The 25408-nt window shown below is 37.6% G+C and carries 21 protein-coding genes and 1 pseudogene; 2 read left to right on the top strand and 20 right to left on the bottom strand.

The window, feature by feature from the left end:
• Positions 1–176: 176 nt before the first annotated feature.
• The 16 genes from glnA to rsgA form a co-directional block, all read right to left on the bottom strand.
• Positions 177–1523: a type I glutamate--ammonia ligase gene (gene glnA, locus DQM45_RS09095; protein ID WP_003082970.1), complete on the bottom strand. Its 1347-nt coding sequence runs from the start codon at positions 1521–1523 to the stop codon at positions 177–179.
• Positions 1524–1564: 41 nt separating this feature from the next.
• Entirely contained in the window at positions 1565–1936 is a 372-nt protein-coding gene (locus DQM45_RS09100; RefSeq protein WP_003084451.1) for a MerR family transcriptional regulator, read from the bottom strand.
• A gap of 75 nt (positions 1937–2011) precedes the next feature.
• Positions 2012–2533 carry an FUSC family protein gene (locus tag DQM45_RS09105; RefSeq protein ID WP_003083928.1) on the bottom strand — a complete coding sequence of 174 codons (522 nt, stop codon included), beginning with the start codon at positions 2531–2533 and terminating at the stop codon, positions 2012–2014.
• Positions 2534–2758: 225 nt separating this feature from the next.
• On the bottom strand, positions 2759–3955 hold the full coding sequence (locus DQM45_RS09110; protein ID WP_003085529.1) for a phosphoglycerate kinase: 1197 nt from the start codon (positions 3953–3955) through the stop codon (positions 2759–2761).
• 156 nt (positions 3956–4111) lie between these two features.
• Positions 4112–4969, bottom strand: a complete 858-nt coding sequence (locus DQM45_RS09115; RefSeq protein WP_003084140.1) for a 5'-nucleotidase, lipoprotein e(P4) family — start codon at positions 4967–4969, stop codon at positions 4112–4114.
• Between the two features lie 267 nt (positions 4970–5236).
• Entirely contained in the window at positions 5237–6247 is a 1011-nt protein-coding gene (gap, locus tag DQM45_RS09120) for a type I glyceraldehyde-3-phosphate dehydrogenase (RefSeq protein WP_003083600.1), read from the bottom strand.
• Between the two features lie 298 nt (positions 6248–6545).
• The gene (gene fusA / locus DQM45_RS09125; RefSeq protein ID WP_003085284.1) at positions 6546–8624 is read right to left on the bottom strand and encodes an elongation factor G; all 2079 of its coding nucleotides are present in this window, start codon (positions 8622–8624) and stop codon (positions 6546–6548) included.
• Between the two features lie 138 nt (positions 8625–8762).
• The gene (gene rpsG / locus DQM45_RS09130; protein WP_003085033.1) at positions 8763–9233 is read right to left on the bottom strand and encodes a 30S ribosomal protein S7; all 471 of its coding nucleotides are present in this window, start codon (positions 9231–9233) and stop codon (positions 8763–8765) included.
• 20 nt (positions 9234–9253) lie between these two features.
• Positions 9254–9667: a 30S ribosomal protein S12 gene (gene rpsL / locus DQM45_RS09135; protein ID WP_003085715.1), complete on the bottom strand. Its 414-nt coding sequence runs from the start codon at positions 9665–9667 to the stop codon at positions 9254–9256.
• 184 nt (positions 9668–9851) lie between these two features.
• The gene (locus DQM45_RS09145) at positions 9852–12455 is read right to left on the bottom strand and encodes an SEC10/PgrA surface exclusion domain-containing protein (protein ID WP_003084570.1); all 2604 of its coding nucleotides are present in this window, start codon (positions 12453–12455) and stop codon (positions 9852–9854) included.
• 22 nt (positions 12456–12477) lie between these two features.
• Positions 12478–13293, bottom strand: coding sequence for a pur operon repressor (purR, locus tag DQM45_RS09150; RefSeq protein WP_039984689.1), 816 nt, complete (start codon positions 13291–13293; stop codon positions 12478–12480).
• A gap of 135 nt (positions 13294–13428) precedes the next feature.
• Positions 13429–14367 carry a 3'-5' exoribonuclease YhaM family protein gene (locus DQM45_RS09155; protein WP_003085060.1) on the bottom strand — a complete coding sequence of 313 codons (939 nt, stop codon included), beginning with the start codon at positions 14365–14367 and terminating at the stop codon, positions 13429–13431.
• On the bottom strand, positions 14357–15595 hold the full coding sequence (locus tag DQM45_RS09160) for a DNA recombination protein RmuC (RefSeq protein WP_172601689.1): 1239 nt from the start codon (positions 15593–15595) through the stop codon (positions 14357–14359). Before DQM45_RS09160 ends, DQM45_RS09155 begins: the two co-directional genes overlap by 11 nt.
• Positions 15596–15629: 34 nt before the next feature.
• Positions 15630–16262, bottom strand: a complete 633-nt coding sequence (locus DQM45_RS09165; protein ID WP_003085348.1) for a thiamine diphosphokinase — start codon at positions 16260–16262, stop codon at positions 15630–15632.
• Positions 16255–16917, bottom strand: coding sequence for a ribulose-phosphate 3-epimerase (gene rpe, locus DQM45_RS09170; protein ID WP_003085646.1), 663 nt, complete (start codon positions 16915–16917; stop codon positions 16255–16257). Before rpe ends, DQM45_RS09165 begins: the two co-directional genes overlap by 8 nt.
• A gap of 10 nt (positions 16918–16927) precedes the next feature.
• Complete coding sequence (gene rsgA, locus DQM45_RS09175; RefSeq protein ID WP_003083558.1) at positions 16928–17800, bottom strand: ribosome small subunit-dependent GTPase A; 873 nt, start codon at positions 17798–17800, stop codon at positions 16928–16930.
• A 243-nt stretch (positions 17801–18043) separates the two neighbouring features.
• Here rsgA and DQM45_RS09180 point away from each other — a divergent pair, with 243 nt between their 5' ends.
• Together DQM45_RS09180 and DQM45_RS09185 are read left to right on the top strand one after the other, a co-directional pair.
• Positions 18044–19543: an MDR family MFS transporter gene (locus DQM45_RS09180; RefSeq protein WP_003084723.1), complete on the top strand. Its 1500-nt coding sequence runs from the start codon at positions 18044–18046 to the stop codon at positions 19541–19543.
• A gap of 1 nt (position 19544) precedes the next feature.
• The gene (locus DQM45_RS09185) at positions 19545–20261 is read left to right on the top strand and encodes a DUF4811 domain-containing protein (protein ID WP_003084071.1); all 717 of its coding nucleotides are present in this window, start codon (positions 19545–19547) and stop codon (positions 20259–20261) included.
• A gap of 51 nt (positions 20262–20312) precedes the next feature.
• On the opposite strand, the pseudogene DQM45_RS09190 reads toward DQM45_RS09185, so the two are convergent.
• The 4 genes and pseudogenes from DQM45_RS09190 to argF form a co-directional block, all read right to left on the bottom strand.
• Positions 20313–21658: pseudogene (locus tag DQM45_RS09190) on the bottom strand (IS3 family transposase).
• A 90-nt stretch (positions 21659–21748) separates the two neighbouring features.
• Positions 21749–23308, bottom strand: coding sequence for a YfcC family protein (locus DQM45_RS09195; protein ID WP_003082833.1), 1560 nt, complete (start codon positions 23306–23308; stop codon positions 21749–21751).
• Between the two features lie 102 nt (positions 23309–23410).
• Positions 23411–24343, bottom strand: a complete 933-nt coding sequence (gene arcC, locus DQM45_RS09200) for a carbamate kinase (RefSeq protein WP_003083462.1) — start codon at positions 24341–24343, stop codon at positions 23411–23413.
• Between the two features lie 12 nt (positions 24344–24355).
• Positions 24356–25354: an ornithine carbamoyltransferase gene (gene argF, locus DQM45_RS09205; RefSeq protein ID WP_003083283.1), complete on the bottom strand. Its 999-nt coding sequence runs from the start codon at positions 25352–25354 to the stop codon at positions 24356–24358.
• Between the last annotated feature and the right edge of the window lie 54 nt (positions 25355–25408).

A 25408-nucleotide genomic window follows, 5' to 3' on the forward strand; every position in this document is an offset into this window, starting at 1 on the left:
ACAATTCAGAAAAAAGGGAATAGATTTGTCTGAAAATTTTGATATTAAATTTTTATAGAATTGCTGATTATCAAACATTGACAAATCAATATTTTCTGATTTTTTTATTTATAAAAAAACAGAAAAATGAATATAATTAAAGAAATCACTAGCTACTGCCAGTGATTTCTTATAGTTTAATAACTATGAAGATAGTTATCAATTTCCCATTGTGAGACAAATGTTGCATAGGATGCCCATTCAATTCGTTTTGCTTCGATGAAATTAGTATAAATATGTTCACCTAGCGCATTTATAATAACTTCATCTGTTTGAAGGGCCTTGATAGCATTATGAAGGGTTGAAGGAAGATCAATAATACCAGCAGCTTGACGCTCCTCAATGGACATTGTATAGATATTAGCTTCAACCGGAGTCGGTGCTTCAATTTTGTTTTCGATACCATCTAATCCAGATTCCAAAAGCACAGCCAGAGCTAAGTAAGGATTAGCTGTTGGATCAACTGAACGTAATTCTAAGCGTGTTCCCTTGCCACGAGAAGCAGGAACTCGGATTAGCGGTGAGCGATTGCGGCCAGCCCAAGCAACATAGACAGGAGCTTCATAGCCTGGTACCAAACGTTTGTAAGAGTTAACTGTAGGATTTGTGATAGCGGTATAGCTGTATGCATGTTTCATTAAGCCACCTAGGAAATAGTAGGCATCTTCAGATAGTTGCATGCCACGACGATCATTTTCATCATAAAAAGCATTATTGCCGTCTTTGTCAAATAAGGACATGTTGCAATGCATACCAGAACCATTAATACCAAATTTAGGTTTAGCCATGAAAGTAGCATATAAACCATGTTCACGAGCAATTGTTTTGACAACAAGCTTAAAAATCTGAATATTATCACAAGCTTTTAAAACATCATCATATTTAAAATCAATTTCGTGCTGACCCACAGCAACTTCATGATGACTTGCCTCCACTTCAAATCCCATTTTTGTAAGTACATTAACAATTTCACGACGTGTATTATCAGCAAGATCCGTCGGAGCTAAATCAAAGTATCCACCATTATCGTTAACTTCAAGGGTAGGTTTATCTTGTTCATCCATTTTAAAGAGGAAAAATTCAGGTTCTGGGCCTAAATTGAAGGACTTATAGCCTACTTCCTCCATATGTTTTAAAGCACGTTTTAAGTTCCCTCGAGGATCACCTGCAAATGGTTGACCTTCTGCTGTATAGATATCACAAATTAGACCACCAACTGCACCATTTTCATCCCCCCAAGGGAAGACAAGCCAAGTATCCAAGTCAGGATACAAGTACATATCTGATTCATTAATACGAACAAAGCCTTCAATAGAAGAACCATCAAACATCACTTTATTTGATAGAACCTTTTCCAACTGTTCGTCTGTAGCAGGAATTTCAACATTCTTCATAATTCCCATTATATCTGTAAACATTAAACGAAGGAAGGTAACATTCTTCTCTTTTACTTCTTGACGAATGTCAGCTGCTGTGATTACCATAGAAATATTTCTCCTTACTATTTCCAAAATCTAGTTCGTCATTAAATACGAAAGTTTCCCATTGGTTGCGCTGGTGACTTGAAACCACCTTGGCTTAAGAGTTCATCATGAAGGATCCGTCTAACATCCGCATCAGTCAAGACCTTTTCAGCTTGATGAAATTTATTTTCTCTTCGAATGTATTCACGTTTAATAGCAGCAATATTAAGGCCATCATCGATAAAATCCTTAATTTCCAATAATCGATCCATATCATTCAACGAAAACATCCGGCGATTGCCTTCGGTACGCTCTGGCTTGATTAGCTCTTGATCCTCATAGTAGCGAATCTGTCTAGCAGATAAATCTGTCAATTTCATAACAGTACCGATAGGGAATACTGCCATTGATCGTCTTAATTCTTTCTCTTTCATGAATTCCTCCTTTCACACCCCCTATTATAACGCATGCATATTAAATGTCAAGGACCGATGTTATATTTTCTAACATCAGTCCTGTTTTTTTATTTTTCTTATCTTTCGGCGTACCCATTCTACATCGGTATTGACTAATATGGCAATAAAGACACCACAAAATGTTTCAAAAACTCGAGCCAAAACATAAATAAAAGTATCGCCCGATGGAATAGACAAGGTAATGACCAACAGTGCTGCTACACCACCAATAATACCTGCCTTGTTATTAAAAGCTACGTTAAACATAATGGTTAACATGGTCAATATAGGAACAAAAACCAACGTTACCCAAAATTGATGATGAAAAAGCATTTGCATAAGGTAGTAAAGGATAGCACAAAAGCCTCCAATACTGTTACCAATTATTCTAGAAGTTCCAAAAGAAACTGTTTTATCAATACTCTCTCGTAAACTAAAAACTGCTGTTAACGCTCCAATTTGCAGACCTTCAAACCCAAAAAGATGAAATAAAAGTAAGACTAAAAAAACCGAAAAACCAGTTTTAAAAGTTCTCATTCCCAGTTTAAACTTTTTAGGATCAAAATAATAATTCATTTTCAAAATATCCCTTCCAAATATAGTTAAGTGTACCATATTCATTAGAGTTTTGTCATTGTCTGGTCGACATATCTTAAAAGGACGCCAAGCTTAGTATGAAGATGCCCCTTAATCTATCTTACCTTTTTTTGATAGACGGCAGGCTAAGATAAAAACTATCTCTTGATATAACAAGCATAAAAAAAGGTGCTTCAAAAGCACCCTTTATGGTTTTAAACCTTCTTATTTATCAGTTAGAGCTGCTAGCCCTGGTAGTTCCTTACCTTCTAATAATTCCATCGAAGCGCCACCACCAGTCGAAATCCATGAGAATTTGTCGGCACGGCCAAGATTGATCGCTGCCGCTGCAGAATCACCACCACCGATGATTGATTTAACTCCCGGTTGTTTTACAATAGAGTCCATTACTCCAATTGTACCTGCTTGGAAATCAGGATTTTCAAACACACCCATTGGTCCATTCCAAACAACTGTTTTAGCACCTTCTAGCGCTTTATCAAATGCCGCAATTGACTTAGGTCCAATATCCAATCCTAAGAAACCTTCTGAAACTGCTTCACCTTCTGTATCACGGACCTCAGTATAGTCAGCAAAGGCATTAGCTTCCTTAGAATCAACTGGTAAAATCAGTTTGCCATTTGATTTTTCAAGCAACTCTTTTGCAACTTCCAGTTTATCTTCTTCAACAAGAGAGTTTCCAATTTCAATTCCTTGAGCTTTGTAGAATGTATAAGTCATTCCCCCACCGATAAGGACTTTATCAGCTTTTTCAAGAAGGTTTTCAATTACGCCAATCTTATCTGAAACCTTTGATCCACCCAAAATAGCTACAAATGGACGCTCAGGCTTTTCAACAGCTTCTTTAATATAGGCAATTTCATTTTCTAAAAGGAAACCTGCAACAGCTTTTTCAACATTTGCAGAAATACCAACATTTGAAGCATGTGCTCGGTGTGCTGTACCAAAGGCATCATTTACAAAGATTCCATCTCCAAGTGAAGCCCAATACTTACCTAGCTCTGGATTATTTTTAGATTCTTTTTTACCATCAACATCTTCAAAACGAGTATTCTCAACGAGTAATACTTGTCCATCTTCTAAGGCGTCAATTGCAGCTTCTAGTTCTGCTCCACGTGTAACACCAGGGAAAACAACATCTTGTCCAAGTTTTTCTGCTAAATTTTTAGCAACTGGTGCAAGCGATTTACCTTCTTTATCCGCTTCTTCTTTTACACGACCTAAGTGTGAAAAGAGGATAGCACGTCCACCATTTTCAATGATATATTTAATCGTTGGCAATGCAGCAGCAATACGGTTATCGTTTGTGATAACACCATCTTTTAAAGGTACATTAAAGTCAACGCGAACAAGAACTTTTTTCCCTTTTAAGTCAAGGTCTTTAACAGTCATTTTAGCCATGTGAATAGACTCCTTAATATTTTTTATACCCCTTATTATAGCATAATTTTTGTGAGAATTCTAAATTATGAAAGCAATTAATTATTTTTTTCACAAAATTTTCACTTCGAAAGAAGTCTGCAATAGTTTTAGAAAGTCTACTATTTTCTAAATCTATCAGTCGTTAAAGCCTTTTAGGGCTGCATCTCGTAATCTCATCTGTTCTTTAGCGGCAGGGTACTTCCCTTCATAAAGTGCACTTTCCCATGATCCATACATTGGATTTGGAAAGATAATGAATTTTCTTCCAAATTCCTCATGGAGTTCATTTAATAGCTTCTGTCTATCAGGATGTGATTTCTTAGAAAAATCTGCAAAATCTACTAAGTTATCCCCAAATAACAGGATGAGATTTGTATTTTCCTTTACTTTTTGACGTCTACTTTCCTTTGATTTCATGCCTTCTTCCATGAATAAGAAATGACTTCGATCTTGAACTGGGATATCTTCTTTTTTGAGATTTTCCACAGTAGCGTCTATTTGTTTTACTGTGCGATCTGAAATGTAGTATATTTGAACACCGTTTTGGTCCGCAAATTGTAGAAACTCTTTTGCACCAGCGACAGGCTTAGCTTGTTTTTTCTGAACCCAGTTATCCCAAGATTTAGGATTAAAAGTAGTCCCCTCTTTTATATTTTGAGCTTGATAAGGACTGTTATCCAAAACAGTTTCATCAATATCTAAAACAATGGAATAAGGCTTGTCACTTTTTTGTTCTAATTGACTTTTTAATCTGTCCGTTGCCAATTGATAACCTTGAAGATACAACGCTTTTGCCTCTTCAGAATTTTGATACCACAAAACTGACATCGTGTTTTCTTTGGAACGTGCCTTATCATAAGTCAAACTTACCTTATCTTGAGGGGAGATATTCTTTTTAGAATTCTGGTTTAAGTGGCCATTATTGGCACATCCAACCAAAAGAAAAAGTGTTAGAGGCAGCATAAGATTAAGAAACTGTTTTTGAATTTTCATCATTTTCTCCTTATTGTTTGATAAGAAAATTCTAACGCTAGCCTTATGCACTGTCAAGCACCCCTGTTTGGCTATATTAGGCCTCTATTTTTTGAAATCTCCCCTAAAAAAACGCTTACATGAAATACATTTTTCGGTATTTTCAACTAATAGTAGCTCAATTGCCTTTTATACAAGGTTGAGTCAAAATATTCTTACTAATTGTTCGGAAAAAATTTCTATAAAAAAAAGGAAGAAATATTTCTTCCTTTAAATAACTTATCAGAATTATTTAGCAATTTTTGCAAAGTACTCAAGAGTACGTACAAGTTGAGCAGTATATGACATTTCGTTATCATACCATGAAACAACTTTAACTAATTGGTGTCCATCAACAGATTGTACTTTAGTTTGAGTAGCATCAAACAATGAACCGTAAGCCATACCAACGATATCTGAAGACACAATTGGATCTTCGGTATAACCATAAGAATCGTTAGCTGCTGCTTTCATAGCTGCATTAATTTCTTCTACTGAAGTTTCTTTTTCAAGAACAGCTACCAACTCAGTAACAGAACCAGTTGGAACAGGAACACGTTGTGCAGCACCGTCAAGTTTACCATTTAATTCAGGAATAACAAGACCGATTGCCTTAGCAGCACCAGTTGAGTTTGGTACAATGTTAGCTGCAGCAGCACGAGCACGACGAAGGTCACCACCACGGTGTGGTCCGTCAAGAACCATTTGGTCACCAGTGTAAGCATGGATAGTTGTCATTAAACCTTGTTTTACACCAAAGTTATCTTGTAAAGCTTTAGCCATTGGTGCTAAGCAGTTTGTAGTACATGAAGCACCAGAGATAACTGTTTCAGATCCATCAAGGATATCATGGTTTGTGTTAAATACAACAGTTTTAACATCGTCTCCACCAGGAGCTGTGATAACAACTTTTTTAGCGCCATTAGCATGTAAATGTTTTTCAGCAGCTGCTTTTTTAGCAAAGAAACCAGTTGCTTCAAGAACGATTTCAACACCATCAGTTGCCCAGTCAATGTTTTCTGGATCTTTTTCTGCAGAAACTTTAATGAAGTTTCCGTTTACTTCAAATCCACCATCTTTAACTTCAACTGTTCCATCGAAACGACCTTGAGTTGTATCATATTTCAATAAATGTGCAAGCATGTTAGGGTCTGTAAGATCGTTAATACGAGTTACTTCAACACCTTCAACGTTTTGAATACGACGGAATGCAAGACGTCCGATACGACCGAAACCGTTAATACCAACTTTAACTACCATTAGTGATTTCCTCCTTATGAAAATCAAAAGAATTATTATTAAGGGAACTATCCCTTCCTATTGTGAAAAGATTAACTAGCAGTGATTTGCGTCAACCTCTCAACAGAACTATTATATAACTATTTCAGTAAAATTGCAAACAATATAACTATTTTCACAAACTAAAACATCCACTTAAATCCTGATAACACTGGGTTTCTTGAAAGTGTTTTCACTGTTATATAGCATTTGTCCCTAACCTATATTCACAAACTAAAAAAAGAAGCCAAGGTGTCTCCCTCAGCTTCTTTATCAGTGATTATTCACCGTGATTTTTTTTGATAATTTCTTCTTGTACAGATTTTGGAACATCTTCATAATGGTCAAATACCATCATGAATGTACCACGTCCTTGGGTAGCAGAACGAAGGATTGTTGCATATCCAAACATTTCAGCAAGTGGAACATATGCACGGACAACTTGAACATTACCACGAGCTTCCATACCATCAACACGACCGCGACGAGCTGTAACGTGACCCATAACGTCTCCTAAGTTATCTTCAGGAGCTGTAATGGTAACAAGCATCATAGGTTCTAGAATTGCTGGTTGAGCTGACTTGGCTGCTTCTTTAAGTGCAAGTGATGCTGCAATCTTGAAGGCAGTTTCTGATGAATCGACATCATGGTATGAACCATCGTAAAGTTTAGCTTTTACGTCAACCAATGGGTATCCAGCAAGGACACCATTTGCCATTGATTCAATAAGTCCTTTTTCTACAGCTGGGATAAATTCACGTGGAACAACACCACCAACGATAGCATTTTCAAACTCAAATCCTTTACCTTCTTCATTTGGTGTAAATTCGATCCAAACATCACCGAATTGACCCTTACCACCAGATTGGCGTTTGAAGAATCCACGAGCTTGAGTTGAAGCACGGAATGTTTCACGGTAAGATACTTGAGGTGCACCTACATTTGCTTCCACCTTAAATTCACGTTTCATACGGTCAACAAGAACGTCTAAGTGAAGCTCACCCATACCAGCGATAACTGTTTCACCAGTTTCAACGTTTGTTTCAACACGGAAAGTAGGATCTTCTTCAGCAAGTTTTTGAAGAGCAACACCCATTTTATCTTGGTCAGCTTTTGATTTAGGCTCTACCATTAATTGGATAACTGGTTCTGGAACATCAATTGACTCAAGGATAACTTTAGCTTTTTCATCAGTTAATGAATCACCAGTTGTAGTGTTTTTCAAACCAACTGCAGCAGCGATATCTCCAGCATACACTTTTTCAATTTCTTTACGAGTGTTTGCATGCATTTGAAGGATACGACCGATACGTTCACGTTTATTTTTTGAAGTGTTCATTACGTATGAACCACTTTCAAGGATACCAGAGTAAACACGGAAGAAGGTTAAACGACCTACAAATGGGTCAGTCATAATCTTGAAGGCAAGAGCTGCAAACGGCTCTTCATCAGATGCTGGACGTGTTTCTTCTTCGTCTGTGTCTGGATTAACACCTTTGATTGCAGGGATATCAAGCGGGCTTGGAAGGTAGTCAATAACAGCATCAAGCATTAATTGAACACCTTTATTTTTGAAAGCTGAACCACAAAGAACTGGGAAAAATTCAACATTGATAGTAGCCTTACGGATACCTTCAACAAGTTCTTCATTAGTGATTTCTTCACCTTCAAGATACTTCATCATTAATTCTTCATCAGTTTCTGCAACTGCTTCAATTAATTTTTCACGGTATTCATTTGCTTGATCTACATATTCTGCAGGAATTTCTTCCTCACGGATATCTGTACCTAAATCGTTAGTATAGATTTCGGCTTTCATTTTGATTAAGTCGATGATACCAGAGAAGTCATCTTCAGAACCAATTGGTAATTGAATTGGATGAGCATTTGCTTGAAGACGATCATGAAGTGTGCTTACTGAGTAAAGGAAGTCAGCACCGATTTTATCCATTTTATTAGCAAAAACGATACGTGGAACTTTATACTCAGTTGCTTGACGCCAAACTGTTTCTGTCTGAGGTTCAACACCTGATTGTGCATCAAGAACGGTAACTGCTCCATCAAGTACACGAAGTGAACGTTGAACTTCAATTGTGAAGTCTACGTGTCCTGGTGTGTCAATGATATTAACACGGTGACCGTCCCATTGTGCAGTTGTCGCAGCTGATGTGATTGTAATACCACGTTCTTGTTCCTGCTCCATCCAGTCCATTTGTGACGCACCTTCGTGAGTTTCACCAATTTTATGGATTTTACCAGTATAGTAAAGAATACGCTCTGTTGTAGTTGTTTTACCGGCATCAACGTGAGCCATGATACCAATATTACGAGTTTTTGCTAGTGAAAATTCGCGAGCCATTAGGTTTTTTCTCCTATATTTTTTTTGATAAGTTCATTATATCATGATTTATAAAAAACGGATAGGCAGGACCTACCCGTTAACAAGATTATTAAACTTTGTTGTTGTATTAACTCAATTTTTAAAAATTGAACTATCTTACCAACGGAAGTGTGCAAAGGCACGGTTAGCTTCAGCCATTTTGTGAGTATCTTCACGTTTTTTAACTGACGCACCTGTATTGTTAGCGGCATCCATGATTTCTTTTGCAAGACGCTCTTTCATAGTGTGTTCACCACGAGCACGTGATGCGTTAACTAACCAACGAAGACCTAAAGTTGTACGACGTTCTGGACGAACTTCAACTGGAACTTGGTAGTTTGATCCACCAACACGACGTGCACGTACTTCAAGTACAGGCATGATATTTTCCATTGCTGTTTCAAAAACTTCTAAAGCATCATTTCCTGTTGCTTCTTTAATTGTTGCAAAAGCATCGTATACGATAGTAGCAGCTGTACCACGTTTACCATCAAGCATAACACGGTTGATAAGACGTGTTACAATTTTTGAATGATATAATGGATCTGGTAATACTTCACGCTTAGGCGCTTGATTTTTACGACTCATTGATTCTTATCCCCCTTCTATTATCCTTTTGGACGTTTAGCACCGTATTTAGAACGGCCTTGTTTACGATCAGCAACACCTGCAGTATCAAGTGCACCACGAACGATATGGTAACGTACCCCTGGAAGGTCTTTTACACGTCCACCACGAATAAGAACAACACTGTGTTCTTGCAAGTTGTGTCCAATACCTGGGATGTATGCTGTCACTTCGATAAGGTTGCTCAAACGTACACGAGCGAATTTACGAAGGGCTGAGTTAGGTTTTTTAGGTGTCATAGTTCCAACACGTGTTGCAACTCCACGTTTTTGTGGGGCAGACATTTTAGTGTGAACTTTTTTATGACTGTTGTAACCAATGTTTAAAGCTGGTGAATCTGATTTTTCAATTTTAGATTTACGTGGTTTACGTACCAACTGGTTAATTGTAGGCATCTACATTCTCCTGTGTTTTTTATTTTTGGTTGATTTAGCACTTGGTGACAGCCTAAATCCGGGTGTACTTTTGCAACAATTGTCAGCACGTCTCTGTACACTTTTGAGAGACCAAAAGTAAAAAGTACCGTCTACTATAGTAACATGGACGGTACTTTTTGTCAAACTGATTTGTTAGATTTTCTTATTTTTTACTACCTTTACGAAGCTTATATCCGGTTAAACCAGCAGCCGCCAACATAACTACTCCCGCACGGATAGCACGTTTTGTGCTTTCATCACTTGATGTTGCAATATTACCTGCTGTTGTCGAACCAGCCACGTATTCTTTTTGGCTAGATTTATTATTTTTAGTCACACTCTCAGCGACTTTTCCAACAACACTTTGATTGCCAACAACACCTGGAACAATCGCAATAGCTTCTTTTGCAACAGTAGTTGCATTCGAAACAATCGCTTGACCTGTTTTAGCAACAAAGTTTGAAGCTGTCTCTTCAACTTTAGATGCAACATCCGCAAGGAGAGCAGCCGGAGCAAGAACACTGTTTGAATCAGACTTAAACTCTTTTGCCATTATCATCGCTTCATCTGCAAGCTGTTTCTTAAGGTGTTCTTTTAAAGCAAAGACATGACGACTTGTGGTATGAATCTCTGTTTCAAGTTTATCTTTTAAGGAAGTCAACTCGACTAACTGTTTATTCTTCTCAGCTAATGACGCTGTAGTCTGTTTCAAACCATTCTGTGCAGCGTTAAACCTTTGCTTAGCCAGCTCCTTACGGTTTGGATCTAAGTTTAAGTCTAACACTTTTTTAAGTTCAACTTTTTTAGCAACTAGAGAAGTAACTTGAGCCTTAAGCGCTTTTTGCTTTGCTTCAAGTCTATGAAGGTCAACTTTTTTGTTTGAGAGTTGTCCTAGAGCCTTGTCCAGTTTAGCTTTAATATCAACTTGGTTTCCTTGTGCTACTTTAAGTTGCTTACTCAATTCATCTTTAGACTGATTGAGTTTTGCTAACTGTGCTGATAACGATGCTGATAAGGCTTTGGCCGCAGTCAACTGGGATTTTTTAAGATTAACTTGATTTTGCGCCGCTTTGACTGGAGCTTCAGATGAAACTTGCGCTAAGCGTCCTTTAAGTGAATTAATCTTGTTCGTAATGTTTGCAATGCTTGTTTTCAAGGACGAAACCTTTGCCACATCAATCGCTACTACGCTAGAGCCAGAAACCAGTTTTTGGTTAAACAGACTAGCATTGCGGATATTTGTCGCTGGGAAAACGACAAAGTGAGTTCCTAGACCAGCTACCGTCTCTGTAGAAACTCCGAGATGTACTGCAGCACGTGGATTAGATTTATCTACTCTAAGAAGGTTAACTGTATGACCAAAAGTATTTCCATCGAGGTGGTCAGTAAAAAGCATGTATTTTATGGTGTTGTAGATACTACGTTTGATTCCATTAACTGTATGAACATCATTAAAGAAACCAATATCTTCATACATATTATCATCGTTTGGAATGAGTCCAACACTTGTTGCTGCTCGTTCAATCAAGGTTTTATCGTGCGGCCCAACGCCATAGTGACCTGCCACACCCGGTTGCCCATAATTGAAAGATGGCACCCTTGTTCCGTGTGTTGCTTTATAAGAGGTTGTTAAAGTTCGAACAAATGCTTGCGCTCCTTCAGAAACAACAACTGGAGGTAAACCAAGTTGTTGACGAACAGAATTAATCATCGCAGCGGCAAAGAGTGCTAGCTCATTTTGAACTTCTGGCGTTAACTTATCTGGATTAACAAAGCGATTCAAATCCTTAGCAATATCAACATAGTGGTTCATTGAAGCACCAGGACTTGCTTTTGCAACTAAGGTCGATTTCATAGAGTTGTAGGCATTAACATACGACTGACTACCAATATAACCACTTGACACTAACTTCTTAATCTCAGTAATAGGGAAGCCCGTTGGAGCAACCATCTTGTTTGCACCTAGAATATTAACTGTTGTATTCCCAGCGGTAGATTGAACCTTCGCCAATTCTGCTTTTTTACTCTCAAGGCTCTTTTGATTGGAAGTGAGTTCATTTGAAAGTTGTGTTTTTGTAGTGCTAGTAACATTTGTTAGATTATTCTGCGCTTTAGCTAAATCAGCAGTGGCAGTCTGAACTGCTTTAGTTGCATTTTCTGCCTGTGTCGCAATAGTTTTAGGTTTATTAACCAAATTATTTAAATCAGTTACTTGTTTTTTCGCTACCGCAGCTCTCTCTACTAATCTTTTTGCTTCATTAGTGGCAGCAGTTACTTCGGAAGTTTGAGCATTAACTTGCTTTGCAATTTGCGTTTCAGTAGCCTGAGCAACCTGAATTTGACTTTCAGTCTTCGCAATTTCTTCTTTATGCTTATCTACCAGTGCCTTAAATTCTGTTTCAGAAGCACTCGACACTGTTTCAAGAGTTTGCTTTGCCTTTGCAAGCTCTTCCTCTTTAGCTTGACGATCAGCTTCTAAAGCTGCAATCTGTTCGTTGGTAGTTTTGATATCCGTATTAACAGAATCCAACTCTGAACTTTGCTTTTCAAGCTTAGCTTCTTTAGCATCAAGACTTTTTTTCGTCTCTTCTGCTGTCGCCTTAGGTGAACTAGGATCACTAGCACCAGTATTAGGAGTAGTCTGATCAGTATATTCCTCTGCCTTTACCTGTTGTTGCACTCCGACACCAGCCCCTAGCAAGGCCAAAGTCGATGTTAAAGCAATGGTGTTTTTGAGTTGTTTGCTCTTATTTGTTTCAAATTCCATTTTATTTCCTTTTCTCTCTTCGTCAATCATTAAAAATATTCCCCACTTCAACAACGACTTTATTATTCTTTACATCAATCTCTGAAACTTTCAGAAGCGACTTGTAAATCATGTCTTCACGCTCTTCTTTAGCATTCTCTGCAAAGACCGCTACTCCCACTAAATGACTATCAAACTCAGATAGTAAGCTAATCATCCCTGTGATAGTTCCTCCACCTTTAAGAAAGTCATCTACAATAAGTACCCTACTATTTGGTCGTAAACTACGTTTTGATAAAAACATTTTTTCAATACGGTCGCTAGAGGCACTAGCATAGTTAACAGATACTGTTGATCCTTCGGTTATTTTTAAATCGCGTCTAACTATAACAAAGGGGACATTTAGAATATTGGCAACTGCATTAGCCAAAGGAACCCCTTTTGTAGCAACTGTCATAACAGCATCTATTTTTTGTCCTTTGAAGGCATTAGCAATAATTCGCCCAATATTTTGTAAAATTTTTGGTGTACTTAAAAGGTCAGATAGATAAATGTAACCACCTGGTAAAATACGGTTATTTTCCGAAAGGCGTTGACACAAATCTTGGACAATAGCCCTAGCTTCTTCTTCTGAGATGCTTGGCGTAAAAATAACACCTCCACTAGCTCCCGTCAAGGTTTCAACTTCACCGATATTTGACTCTTCAAATGCTTTTTTGATAATAGCAATATCCTCTGAGATAGAAGACTTTGCTGCTTCATATTTTGTTGCAAATGTATTTAAACTAGTTAATTTATAGGGATTGTTAATCAGGTAATTTGAGATAACAACCATTCTTTCGCTACGTCTTAATTTCATTCTGACCCCATAATAATGTACTTTAGAAAAATTATATCATAAAGGCAAAAAAAAGACGAACGTTCGCAACTGCGACAAATCGCCTTTTTAAGCTATTCTCGTACTTTTGATGATAATTTAACCAAAATGTAACATTTAGTACTTCGGTTTGTAAAATGAGCGGTTGTCCATCGCAAAAATCCGATTTGTCATCTCGCCTTCTCCGACACGATTCAGAGCTGTTAACATCATCATCATATTGGCATCAATATTGTCAATCATGTGCAACATTTCAGCTTCCATAATCCTCGGCCGAACCGGACTACCATACTCCAGTTGACCATGATGACTCAAAATCAAATGTCTAAGGACAGTAACTTCTTCTTTCGTATCATCAATTTGCAGTTCATTTATGACTTTTGTGATTTCTTCATTGATTAAAGAAATATGGCCAATTAGGTTTCCTCGAACAGTATATTCTGTATGATCTGGACCTGTCAACTCTAATACTTTTGCTAAGTCATGAAGCATTATTCCAGAAAAAAGTAGACTCTTATTTAATTCGGGATAAATATCCCCAATACTGTCTGCTAAACGAACCATAGTTGCAGTATGATAAGCTAGGCCCGACTCAAAAGCATGATGATTGGTTTTGGCAGCTGGATAAGTATAAAATTCCTTGTCAAATTTTCGATAAAGCGCCCTAACAATTCTTTGCCAAGTTGCATTTTCAATTTTAAAAAGCATTTGCTCTAAGTAATCGCGAACATCATCAACACTCACTGGAGCCTTCTCTCTAAATTCACGTGGATCATTTGGCTCTCCTTCTCTTGTATTACGGAGGGTAATTTGGTTAACCTGAGGTGTCCCATTATAAACTTCTCGTCGTCCTTTCATATGAACAATCTTTCCAGCCACAAATTCCTCTACATTGTAGGGTTGTGCATCCCAAAGATTGCCTGAAATTTCACCAGAATCATCTTGAAAAGTAAAGGAAATAAAATCCTTACCCGCTCTTGTTTTTCTTACTTCTGCTGATTTAATCAGATAAAAGCCCTCAAACAGTTGGTCTTTCTTCATTTGGTTAATTTTCATAGGTATCCTCTTCTATATCAGGTATATTAAGCAAAGCTTCAGTATCCTTATCTTGATAAGTTTCGACTTTTGTCAAAGCTCTAACAATGGCCTTACTGCGTGTTGAAATTAAGTTGTCTAACGTTGAGTTTGCTGTCGAAATTTGTTTTTGCGCCTTGACTAAAATAGTTCCAAACTTTTCAAACTCACTTTTAACATTGCCTAAAATTTTGCTAATATCATCCGCATTTTTTTGAATATTTAGGGTTTTAAAACCTACCGATAGAGAATTAAGCAGAGCCGATAAGGTAGATGGACCTGCCACAACGATATTATCTTCCCTTCGAAGTGCATCAAAAAAGGCTGCGCTGCGAACCACTTCTGAGTAGAGACCTTCAGTCGGTAAGAAGAGAATTCCAAAGTTGGTTGTTTCAGGTGGCTTAATGTATTTCTTATTAACATCTTTAGCAAAACGTTTAATAGCAGCAAGCAAGGCTTTACGAGTCTGTTCAATCTGTTCTTTGTCTCCAGATTCATAGGCATCTTCTAAACGATAATAGTCTTCCAAGGGAAACTTGGAATCAATCGGAAGATAAACATACTCTCCTTCGTTTTGACCAGGAAGTTTGATGGCATACTCAACGCGTTCACTAGAGCCTCTGATGGGGGAGAACTCTTTTTCATACTGTTGAACTGTTAGAATGTCTTCAATAATCTGTCCTAATTGAAGTTCCCCTAAAATACCGCGTGTTTTAGTGTTAGATAGCACTTTATTTAAGGTACCGACATCTTTAGCAACTGTGCGCATCTCACCTAAACCAAGATTGACATTTTCCAATTGTTTAGACACTGTTTCAAAAGAAACTTGTAGACGTTTATTTAAAGTTTCTTCTAACTTTTCTTCCACAGTCTGACGCATCTCTTCCAGGCGTTTCTCGTTGGAGTCCTGCATTTGCTTGACGGATCGTGAAAGATTCTTATCAATCAATTCTAGCCTCTGATCACTACGATCACGACTCTCTGATAAATTATGATATAAAACTGTCTTTAAATCATTAAGTTGTTGATAAAGGTCTGTTTGATTGCGGTTCAACAAGGAACTGACTTCAATAATCTGATTTTTACTATAACTTTCTAATTGATAAGATAATTGATCTGACAGATTGTCAGCATTGCTTTCCAAAGTCTTTTGAAATTGAGCTTCTAAGGACTGAACCTTCTGATAAAGAACGACAATAATAATCCCCATAAGGATAAGTAGAATTACAATAAGAACTTCCAAATTAACTCCTGTCTCTACTTTGAATAATAATAATGTAATCAGAATCAACACTAACTTCTATTGGTTGTCCAATAAACTCATTGCTAGAATAGACTTTTTTCTCAAAATAATTTGAACTAGTTAAGTCGTATTTAGCACCTTTTATTGACAAGGGATTTTGACCTACGGCCATAAAAGAAACATAAGTCATACCCTCTACTTGATGGATGATGTGACTACCACTTGGACGAAATTGCACATGATTTTGATAATCAAGAAGAGTAATCTGCGATAGAAAAGGCTTTAACTCTGGATTACTAGGCAAGTAAAGATTGGACAATAAATGATCCAATCTTCCTCCAAAGGCCCCAAAAATCGTTACCTCCGCTTCTGGATAATCTTCGAAAACTGTCTTTAAAGCTAACTCCGTATCTGTATCATTTTTTTCAGCAGGCGACTGCACGAAGTGTTTAGCCTTCCTTTTTATATTCGATAATTCCGACTCAGAAACCGAATCAAAATCACCTACTGCATAAGTCAAAGGTAAATCTTCTTCAATAACAAAAAGACTACCACGATCAATACCACAATAGAAATCGTATTGCTTAGGAAGCGACTCAAGATCCCCGCCAGCAACTAAGGCTATTTTAAGCATCCAAAGCCAACCTTAATGTTTGGACTTGAGAGACTAAATCATCAGCTTTAAAGAGATAAGACCCTGCCACAAAAACATTGGCACCTGCTTTGGCACATGCTGCAATCGTTTTGTCATCGACGCCACCATCAACTTCAATATCAAAGTCTAAACCAGCCCTTTGACGCATCTCAACAACTTTTTTTACCTTATCTAAACACTCTGGGATAAAAGCTTGACCTCCAAAGCCAGGATTTACTGTCATAATCAGAACTTGATCAACCAAGGATAAGAGAGGCTCAATGACACTGACTGGCGTCCCAGGATTGATAACAAGTCCAGCTTTCATCCCAGCCGCTCTAATTTTCTGTAGGGCACCATGAATATGATGAGTACTCTCAACATGGATAGTCATAATATCGGCACCTGCTTGCGCGTAAGCTTCCACATAACGCTCAGGATTAATCACCATCAAATGGCAATCAAAAACCAGTTTACTATGCTTACGCATACTAGCGACTACGTCTGCACCAAAGCTAATATTAGGAACAAATTGACCGTCCATAATATCAATATGAACATACTCTGCATCTGTTTCCTCAATACGTTTTAACTCTGTGGCAAAATTAGCATAGTCAGCCGCTAAAATAGAAGGTGCAATTTTGTGACTTGTCATGTTCAATACCCTACTTTCTTTTAATTACTTTCTTAAAGGTTTCGCGTCGGTTTTCGATTTCACTGAGAAATTGTAAATAATTATCATAGCGTCTTTGCCAGATTCGGCCTGCCTCTACTGCAGCGATGACAGCACATTGCGGTTCGTGACGATGGCTACAGGATCTAAATTTACAGTTATGGCTAAAATGTCTGATTTCAGGAAAGGCCTCACTAAGGTCTTCTCCATTATCAATAGCGTAATCTAAGTTGGAAAAACCTGGCGTATCAGCTATTTTCCCACCGTTAACATTATAAAAACTAACAGCACGTGTCGTGTGGCGTCCGCGCCCTAAACTATCAGAGATTGCTGCCGTCTCAAGGCCTAGTTCTGGGGAAATTTTGTTAAGAAGTGTTGATTTGCCAACACCAGTCTGTCCCATAAAGACTGTTACTTTTCCTCTTAGATGTGGTAAAAGCTGATCAAGAGACATAGCAAAATTATAACCTATCTGCTCATAGTGACGACTAACATCTTCAATAGCCGTCAGATCTTTGAGTAGGTCAAGTTTAGAAATATAAACAATCGGCCTAATACGTTTATTTTCCAATAGAACTAAAAAACGGTCCAAGAGGTTACTATTAAAGTCGGGTTCCTTGGCCGACATAATAACAACAGCTTGGTCAATATTAACAATAGGAGGTCTGACTAGCTCATTTTTGCGTTCATGTATGGCTAGAATATAACCTTCTGAGTTATCCTCTGCTGTAAAGTCAACAAAATCGCCCACATAGGGAACCTGTCCTTTTTTTCTAAAATTTCCACGCGCACGTGTTTGGTAAACTCTTCCTTCAGACTCGACATAATAAAAACCGGCCAAAGATTTAATAATTCTTCCTTGCAAATGAACTCCTCGTAATCATAATAACTTCATTATAGCAAAAATAAGTCTTTAATTCAGCAGATTTACGTTTTCCATTATGATAATTTTTTTAAATTTTTTCCTGAATGTCTCTAAAAAAACGATGCAAATTAATTGCAGCTCATTTAGGTTTGTGGTATAGTTCTCAGGGTAACTATGTTGATTTCTGAAATTTTAATATATCATAAAATCAGCATACTCATAATTCATTTAAAGGAGAGAAGAATGTCAACTGATTATAACGTTGATATACACGGCAAGCCTTTTAATCGGACGACTATGGTTATTTTACTATTAGTCGCTACCTTTGCCGGTATTTTAAATCAAACGAGTCTTGGTACTGCAATACCCACATTGATGGACAGTTTCCATATTAACTTAGCAACTGCTCAACAAGCAACCACGTGGTTCTTACTAGCAAATGGGATTATGATTCCTGTTTCAGCTTACCTTGCAACTCGTTTTTCAACTAAGTGGCTCTATGTGTCAGCCTACGCTATATTGGTTGTTGGACTACTAATCACAACCTTAGCACCCACATCCAACTGGACCCTTTTCCTAGTAGGTAGAATTATCCAGGCTGTTGCCGTTGGGATTACTATGCCTTTAATGCAGGTAGTTATGGTCAATATTTACCCAGCTGAACAAAGAGGGGCTGCAATGGGACTTAGTGGCTTAGTGGTTGGACTTGCTCCTGCAATTGGACCTACCTTTGCGGGTTGGTTATTAAAGCACGATATCATCTTATTCGGTCATAATTTGGCTTGGCGTGCTATTTTTGTTTTACCATTAATTATCTTAACCATTTCATTTTTGCTATCTCCCATTTTTATCAAAGATGTTATCCCAAACAAAAAAATGACTTTAGATGTTCCTTCCTTTGTTTTGTCTATTATAGGATTCGGTCTTTTTCTTTGGGGATTCACCAACGTGGCTAGTGATGGCTGGGGAAACCTGACTAATGTTATCATGCCAATTCTTGTAGGGGTTATTATCATTGTAATTTTTATCCGACGACAATTAACTTTGGAACAACCCTTCCTAGATATTCGTGTCTTCAAGGTTAAACAGTTCTCCGTGACCACACTTGCCATCGCCTTATCTATGATGGCTATGATGGGAGTAGAAATGATGCTACCTCTGTATTTACAAAACGTACATGGTCTATCTGCCCTTGATTCTGGACTTGTCCTGCTACCTGGAGCTCTAATCATGGGAATTATCAGCCCCCTCGCTGGTAGTGCCTATGATAAAGTTGGTGCTCGTCGACTTGCCTTAATTGGCTTTACTATTCTTGGTATCGGAACTATCCCTTTTATTTTCCTTACTGGAACAACACCTGACCACTATATTACCCTATTATATGCCGTTCGTATGTTTGGTATTGCCATGATTATGATGCCTTTAACAGCTTCAGCTATGAGTGCACTACCACCGCATGAGGCTGCTCATGGAACAGCTTCTAACAATACAGCTCGTCAAATTGCATCGGCTATTGTCGTTGCCTTGTTATCAAGTGTTACTCAAAACGTTATTAACAATAATAAACCTTCTAAAATATTACAAGAGCAAAACCCTCTAGAATATGCTTCTAAATTGTTAGACGCTAGTCTAAAAGGCTTCCATACCTCCTTTGCTATTGGTTTATCCTTTGCAATCATTGGTTTTGTCGTTGCACTCTTTCTCCGTCAAGGAAAAGTTATTGAAGTAGAAAAGGAGCTTTAAGATGATTCTATTAATCATTGCCTTAGCAACTGTGCTATCCTTTGTGACCTGGATGTATATTCCTAAACAATTGGTAAGATATCTTTTTGGATCTCTATCTTTGCTTAGTCTCCTAGCTAGCACTCTTTATCTCACAGACCACTTCGTTAACCACCGAGGAATGAGCATTGACACAAAAATTATCAAACAGGAAATTTATTCTGCCGGTGATGTTAAAGCTAACTTTGGTCTACTCATCGCTAAAAAGATTGGTACGAAATCAGACCACCACGTACTCATCTATAGAGATCAAAAAGAAGAACAAAAACCCAAAGCCCATTTTGTCCCTAACACAAAGAAAATCAATCAAGCCATTAAAACATCAGCTAACTACAAGCTAACTGATAGTGATAAGGCCTATTTGATAACCACTACCAAACGGTATGTTTGGAAAACTCACCTTGATAAACTGATGTTTGGTTTTGGAGGAGAAAATAATGAACTGATTTCACAAAAAGCTGAAGTAGTCATTCCAAAGGATTATTGGCTAGTGGTCACACCAAAGCAAGCGCAACAATTAGCTAGCCTTGCCCCTCAATTAAAAGCTGAGCAAGAAAAAGCATTAAAAGCTAGCCCTCAGATGGCCTTCAAAATGCAAATTTTAGCCAAAGAAAACCCCAAGGCACTGAGCAAACTGCAAGTAGAGCAATTAAAGAAAGCATTAGGAATGATTGAATAATAAAAACCATGTCAGATTGTGTACTGACCCCCAAAAGTTAGACATTATATTTTAAGTAAAGGATTTAGTTCTGTATTGTACAGGACTAAGTCCTTTTAGTTTTACTTTGATACGTTTATTGTTGTAATAATCAATATATTTTTTAATAGCTTTTTCTAAATCTTCCAGAGATTTATAGTAGCTCTCATAACCATAGAACATTTCTGACTTTAATATGCCAAAGAAGGATTCCATCATCCCATTGTCAGGGCTGTTTCCTTTACGTGACATAGATGGACGGATACCTTTAGAGGATAGGAAGTGATGATAATAGTTGTGTTGATACTGCCAGCCTTGATCACTATGTAATATAGTCCCATCATAATGTTTATCCGGAAATGTCTTTTCTAGCATCGTTTTAATTTGGTTTAAGTCAGGAGAACGTGAAATGGTATAGTTTATAATCTCGCTATTATAACCATCAAGTACAGTTGACAAATAGAGTTTTCCCTCAGGTAAAGCAAATTCAGTCACATCGGTATAACACTTCTCAAAAGGTTTAGAGGCTTCAAAATGGCGTTGAATAAGATTATCCGCTTTCTTTCCAACCTCACCCTTATAAGATGAATAGCGTCTTTTTCGACGTATTCTCGCTGCCAAACCTAATTCCTTCATCAAGCGCTGAACTCTTTTGTGGTTGATACTAAATCCTCTGCTGCGCAGTTCCAAAGTGATTCGACGATAGCCATAGTTACCTTTATGTTCCTGATAAACCTCTTGAATTTGGTCTTTAATGGACTTGTCTAAATCATCTTGTTCTAGTTGCTTAAGATGATAGTAATAGGTTGAACGAGCTAATTGAGCTGTTTTTAGAAGTAAATCTAGTCTAAATCCTCCATCAACCATTTCTTTAATGATTTCTGTCGTTCTTTCTCGATAGCTTCGTCCCATTCTTCTAATTCTTTTAACTTTTTTAGGAAGGCGTTCTCCGTTCTGAGATATTCGTTCTCTTCCTGAAGGCGCTCTAATTCAGTCATTTCTTCCCAAGTTTTCTTTGGTTTACGTCCCATTTTTGCTGGTCTCCCTTTTGTTATCTCAACAATAGTATAACCATTTTTCTTGTATTGCGCTATCCAATTGGCAAGAGTTCCTGGATTTGGGAAGGCGTAATCTAGAGAAACTGACATTAAGGATTACCCATCTTTCAAGACTTTATTAATCATTTCTTGCTTCATTTCAGATGAATAAGCTTGGTACTTTTGCTTCTTAACTATCTCGACTCCATAACGATCCATCAGTCGAATGCTATATTTTAAGTTGCAGCGGTTTACTCCAAATTGAATCTCTAATTGAGTCCAGGAAACACCTGATTTCTTTAAACGATAAATTTCTAATTTATCTTCATAATTTAATTTCATACAAAAACACCCCAATCGTTAGACTTTTTTGTCTAACTTTTGGGGTGCAGTACATTGACATGGTTTTTATTATTTGGAGATAAGCTGTCACTAACCTGCCAAAAGCACTAGAAAAACTAACATACCACCACCGAAAATAAGTAAAAAAGCAACAACCGGCCATACAAATTTCAGCCAATGTGAATACTTCATATCTAACATTTGAAGAGTTGCCATAACCAAACCGGTGGGCGCTAAAAATAGCATAGCATACTGTCCAAACTGATAAGCCATAACAACAAGATATCTTGGTATTCCCACTGTATCAGCCAAAGGTGCCAGAATAGGCATAGACAAGACCGCAAGGCCTGATGAAGACGGAACAACAAAGCCCAAAAAGAAGTAAATAATCATCATCACGATAATAAAGACTGGACCACTTACATGCGAAGCGACTTTTGAAGCACCAAATAGCATAGTGTCAGATATAAAACCTTGATTTAATATAATATTAATACCTCTGGCTAAACCAATAATCAAGGATACTCCAATTAAACTAGCTGCTCCATTGACAAATTCGTCAACGACTTCCTTTTCACCGATTCCGTTTGGACCTGTTGCCGCAAGAAACATAATAACTATCGTAATAGCCAAAAAAGAGGATGCCATTGTTGGAAACCACCAACCTTGAGACATAACGCCCCAAACCATTAAAGGAAAAGAAATCGTAAATAACACAAGTATAATCTTTTGCCTAATAGTAAATTTCGCTTCCGAAAGTCCTGCCACTAATCCCCATTTTTTATTAAACTCTTCTCGATCTTCATAGGAATAAGAAAAACTTGGATCAGCTTTGATTTTTTTAGCATACCAATAAAGGTAGGCAACAACAAAGATGGCACCTGCAATACAACCAAATATCCGCCATTCTAAACCTTCTGTAAAGCTAATACCAGCCGCATTTGAAGCAATTACTGATGAAAACGGATTAATTGTAGAGAAAGAAGTTCCCACTGAGCTAGCCAAGAAAATTGCTCCAACACAAATAATGGAATCGTAACCCATAGCCAGAAAAACAGGGACTAGAATAGGATAGAATGCAACAGCTTCTTCTTCAATACCGCATAGCGTACCACCTAACACCATTAATAATGACACTAAGAAAATAAGTGTAAACTCTCGACCTTTTGTTTTTCTCGTCAAAGCAATTAATCCTGACTCAAAGGCCCCACTTCGACGAACCACCCCTATCATACCTCCAAGAACCATTATAAAAACCATTATATCTACAGCTTCAATAGTCCCCTTGACCATACTTGTTGTAATGTCACTTGGTCGAGCAGGATTTTGTTTTAATCTTTTATAAGTGTTTGGTACAGAAATGGGTTTGCTGATGGCTCCTGATGTAAACTCTTTAATTTTTATGTTGACACCAATTTTATCCAACTCTTTCTGTGTTGCTGCGACATTTTTGACCTTTCCTGAAGGTTCTGTGATCATTAATTTAGACGTTTCAGAATTATAGAGTAATTTTGCATAAGAGCCTGACGGTATAATATAAGTGGCTATTACCGCAATTATCGTCAAAATAAATAGTATCGTGAAGGCTCCTGGCATACGAAAAGCTTTTTTTGCCACTATCCCTTCATTTTTAGTTTTACCTATTATCATATCATTTCTCCCTTTAAGTTGGTTATTTGTACTGAAGGCTAATAGCATAGAAAAAGGCATGAAAAACAGATAATCACTGATCTTTTCATGCCTCTAAAGCTTTTATTTAGTAATGTGTGTGCCAGTAACACCATTTAAAGCTTTTTCTAGGCTATCTAAAGAGGTTATGATTGCTTTTCCGTTTGGATTATGATCAAGAAAACTCAAACAAGCCATTATTTTAGGTAACATACTACCCTTGGCAAATTCTCCATGCTTAACGTAGTCAATCAGATCCCCAGTCTTTACCTGGGTCAGTTTTTCTTGATTTTCTTTTCCGTAGTGAATGTAAACATGCTCAACAGCCGTTAGAATAATTAATTGATCTGCCTCAAGTTTGCCTGCTAGTAAAGCACTAGATTGGTCTTTATCAATAACTGCCGCAACACCTTGGTAAGTGCCACTTGAATCCTTAATTACTGGGACACCACCACCACCACCTGCAATGACTAAAGTTCCTGCTTCAATGAGAGCCTTTATACTAGCTAATTCCAAAATCTCTATTGGTTGAGGAGAAGCTACTACTCGTCGATAACCCCGCCCGGCATCTTCAACAAAAGTATAGCCTTTTTCCGTAGCTATTTTTTCAGATGTTTCTTTATCATAAAAACTTCCTATTGGCTTTGTGAGATTTTGAAAGGCGCTATCTTTAGGATCAACTTCTATTTGCGTCACAAGGGTCGCAACTTCTTTAGTAATGCCTTCTTTACCTATTTCATTTAATAAACTTTGTTGAAGGTGGTAACCAATATAACCTTGACTCATAGCACCACACTCAGGGAAGGGAAATGCTGCTCCTTGTCCGTTCTCTGCCGCATAATTCATCCCTAAATTAATTGCTCCGACTTGTGGCCCGTTCCCATGACTGATAACAACTTCATGGCCTGCTTTAATAAGTGAAACAAGCGATTTAGCTGTCCCCTTGACCAGTTCAAGTTGTTCCTCCGGTGAATTTCCTAAAGCATTCCCGCCTAATGCAACGACTATCTTTGTCATAATACAGACCTCCTAGTCACCCAAGGTAGCTACCATAACTGCTTTAATGGTATGCATACGATTTTCAGCTTCTTGGAAGACTACAGAATGAGGTCCTTCAAAAACTTCATCAGAAACTTCCATTTCTTTTAGACCATATTTATCATAGATTTCTTTACCTACTTTTGTGTCTATGTTATGGAAGGAAGGCAAGCAATGCTCAAAAATTACATTAGGATTCTTTGTCATTTCAATCATTTCCTGAGTTACTCGGTAAGGTTCTAAGAGTGCAATCCTCTCTTTCCAAACTTCATCTGGTTCACCCATTGACACCCAAACATCTGTATAAAGAACATCTGAGTTAAGGACTCCTTTTTCAATATCATCTGTAATTTCAATGACAGCACCTGTACTCTTAGCTATCTCTTGACACTTCTTCAAAAGCTCTGGATCGGGATTTAAATCTTTGGGACAAACTAAATGATAGGTCATACCGACAATTGAGGCACCAATCATTAAAGCATTAGCGACATTATTCCTACCATCTCCAACATAAGTAAAACGAATCTCTTTGTAAGGTTTTTGAAGACACTCTTTTGCAGTCAAAAAATCAGCTAATACTTGCGTTGGGTGGTCAGCATCTGTTAAACCATTCCATACTGGAACACCTGCAAATTCTGCAAGAGTTTCAACAGTTTTTTGAGAAAAACCACGATATTCAATACCATCATACATACCACCAAGAACACGAGCAGTATCTTTTGCGGTTTCTTTTTTACCCATTTGACTTCCTGTTGGCCCTAAGTAAGTAACCCGAGCTCCTTGATCGTAAGCAGCAACCTCAAATGCACAACGAGTACGGGTTGAATCTTTCTCAAAAATAAGGGCAATATTTTTTCCAACTAATTTTTGTTGTTCAATACCCGCATACTTAGCACGCTTCAAATCTTCAGAGAGATTTAAGAGAAATTCAACTTCCTGTGTTGTGAAATCCAATAAGGTTAGAAAATTACGATTTCGTAGATTTTTCATTGCTTATTACCTCCTTTTTATTTATACTTAGATTATAGTTAGCGCTTTCACAAA

Source organism: Streptococcus porcinus, from assembly GCF_900475415.1.
Lineage (GTDB): Bacteria > Bacillota > Bacilli > Lactobacillales > Streptococcaceae > Streptococcus > Streptococcus porcinus.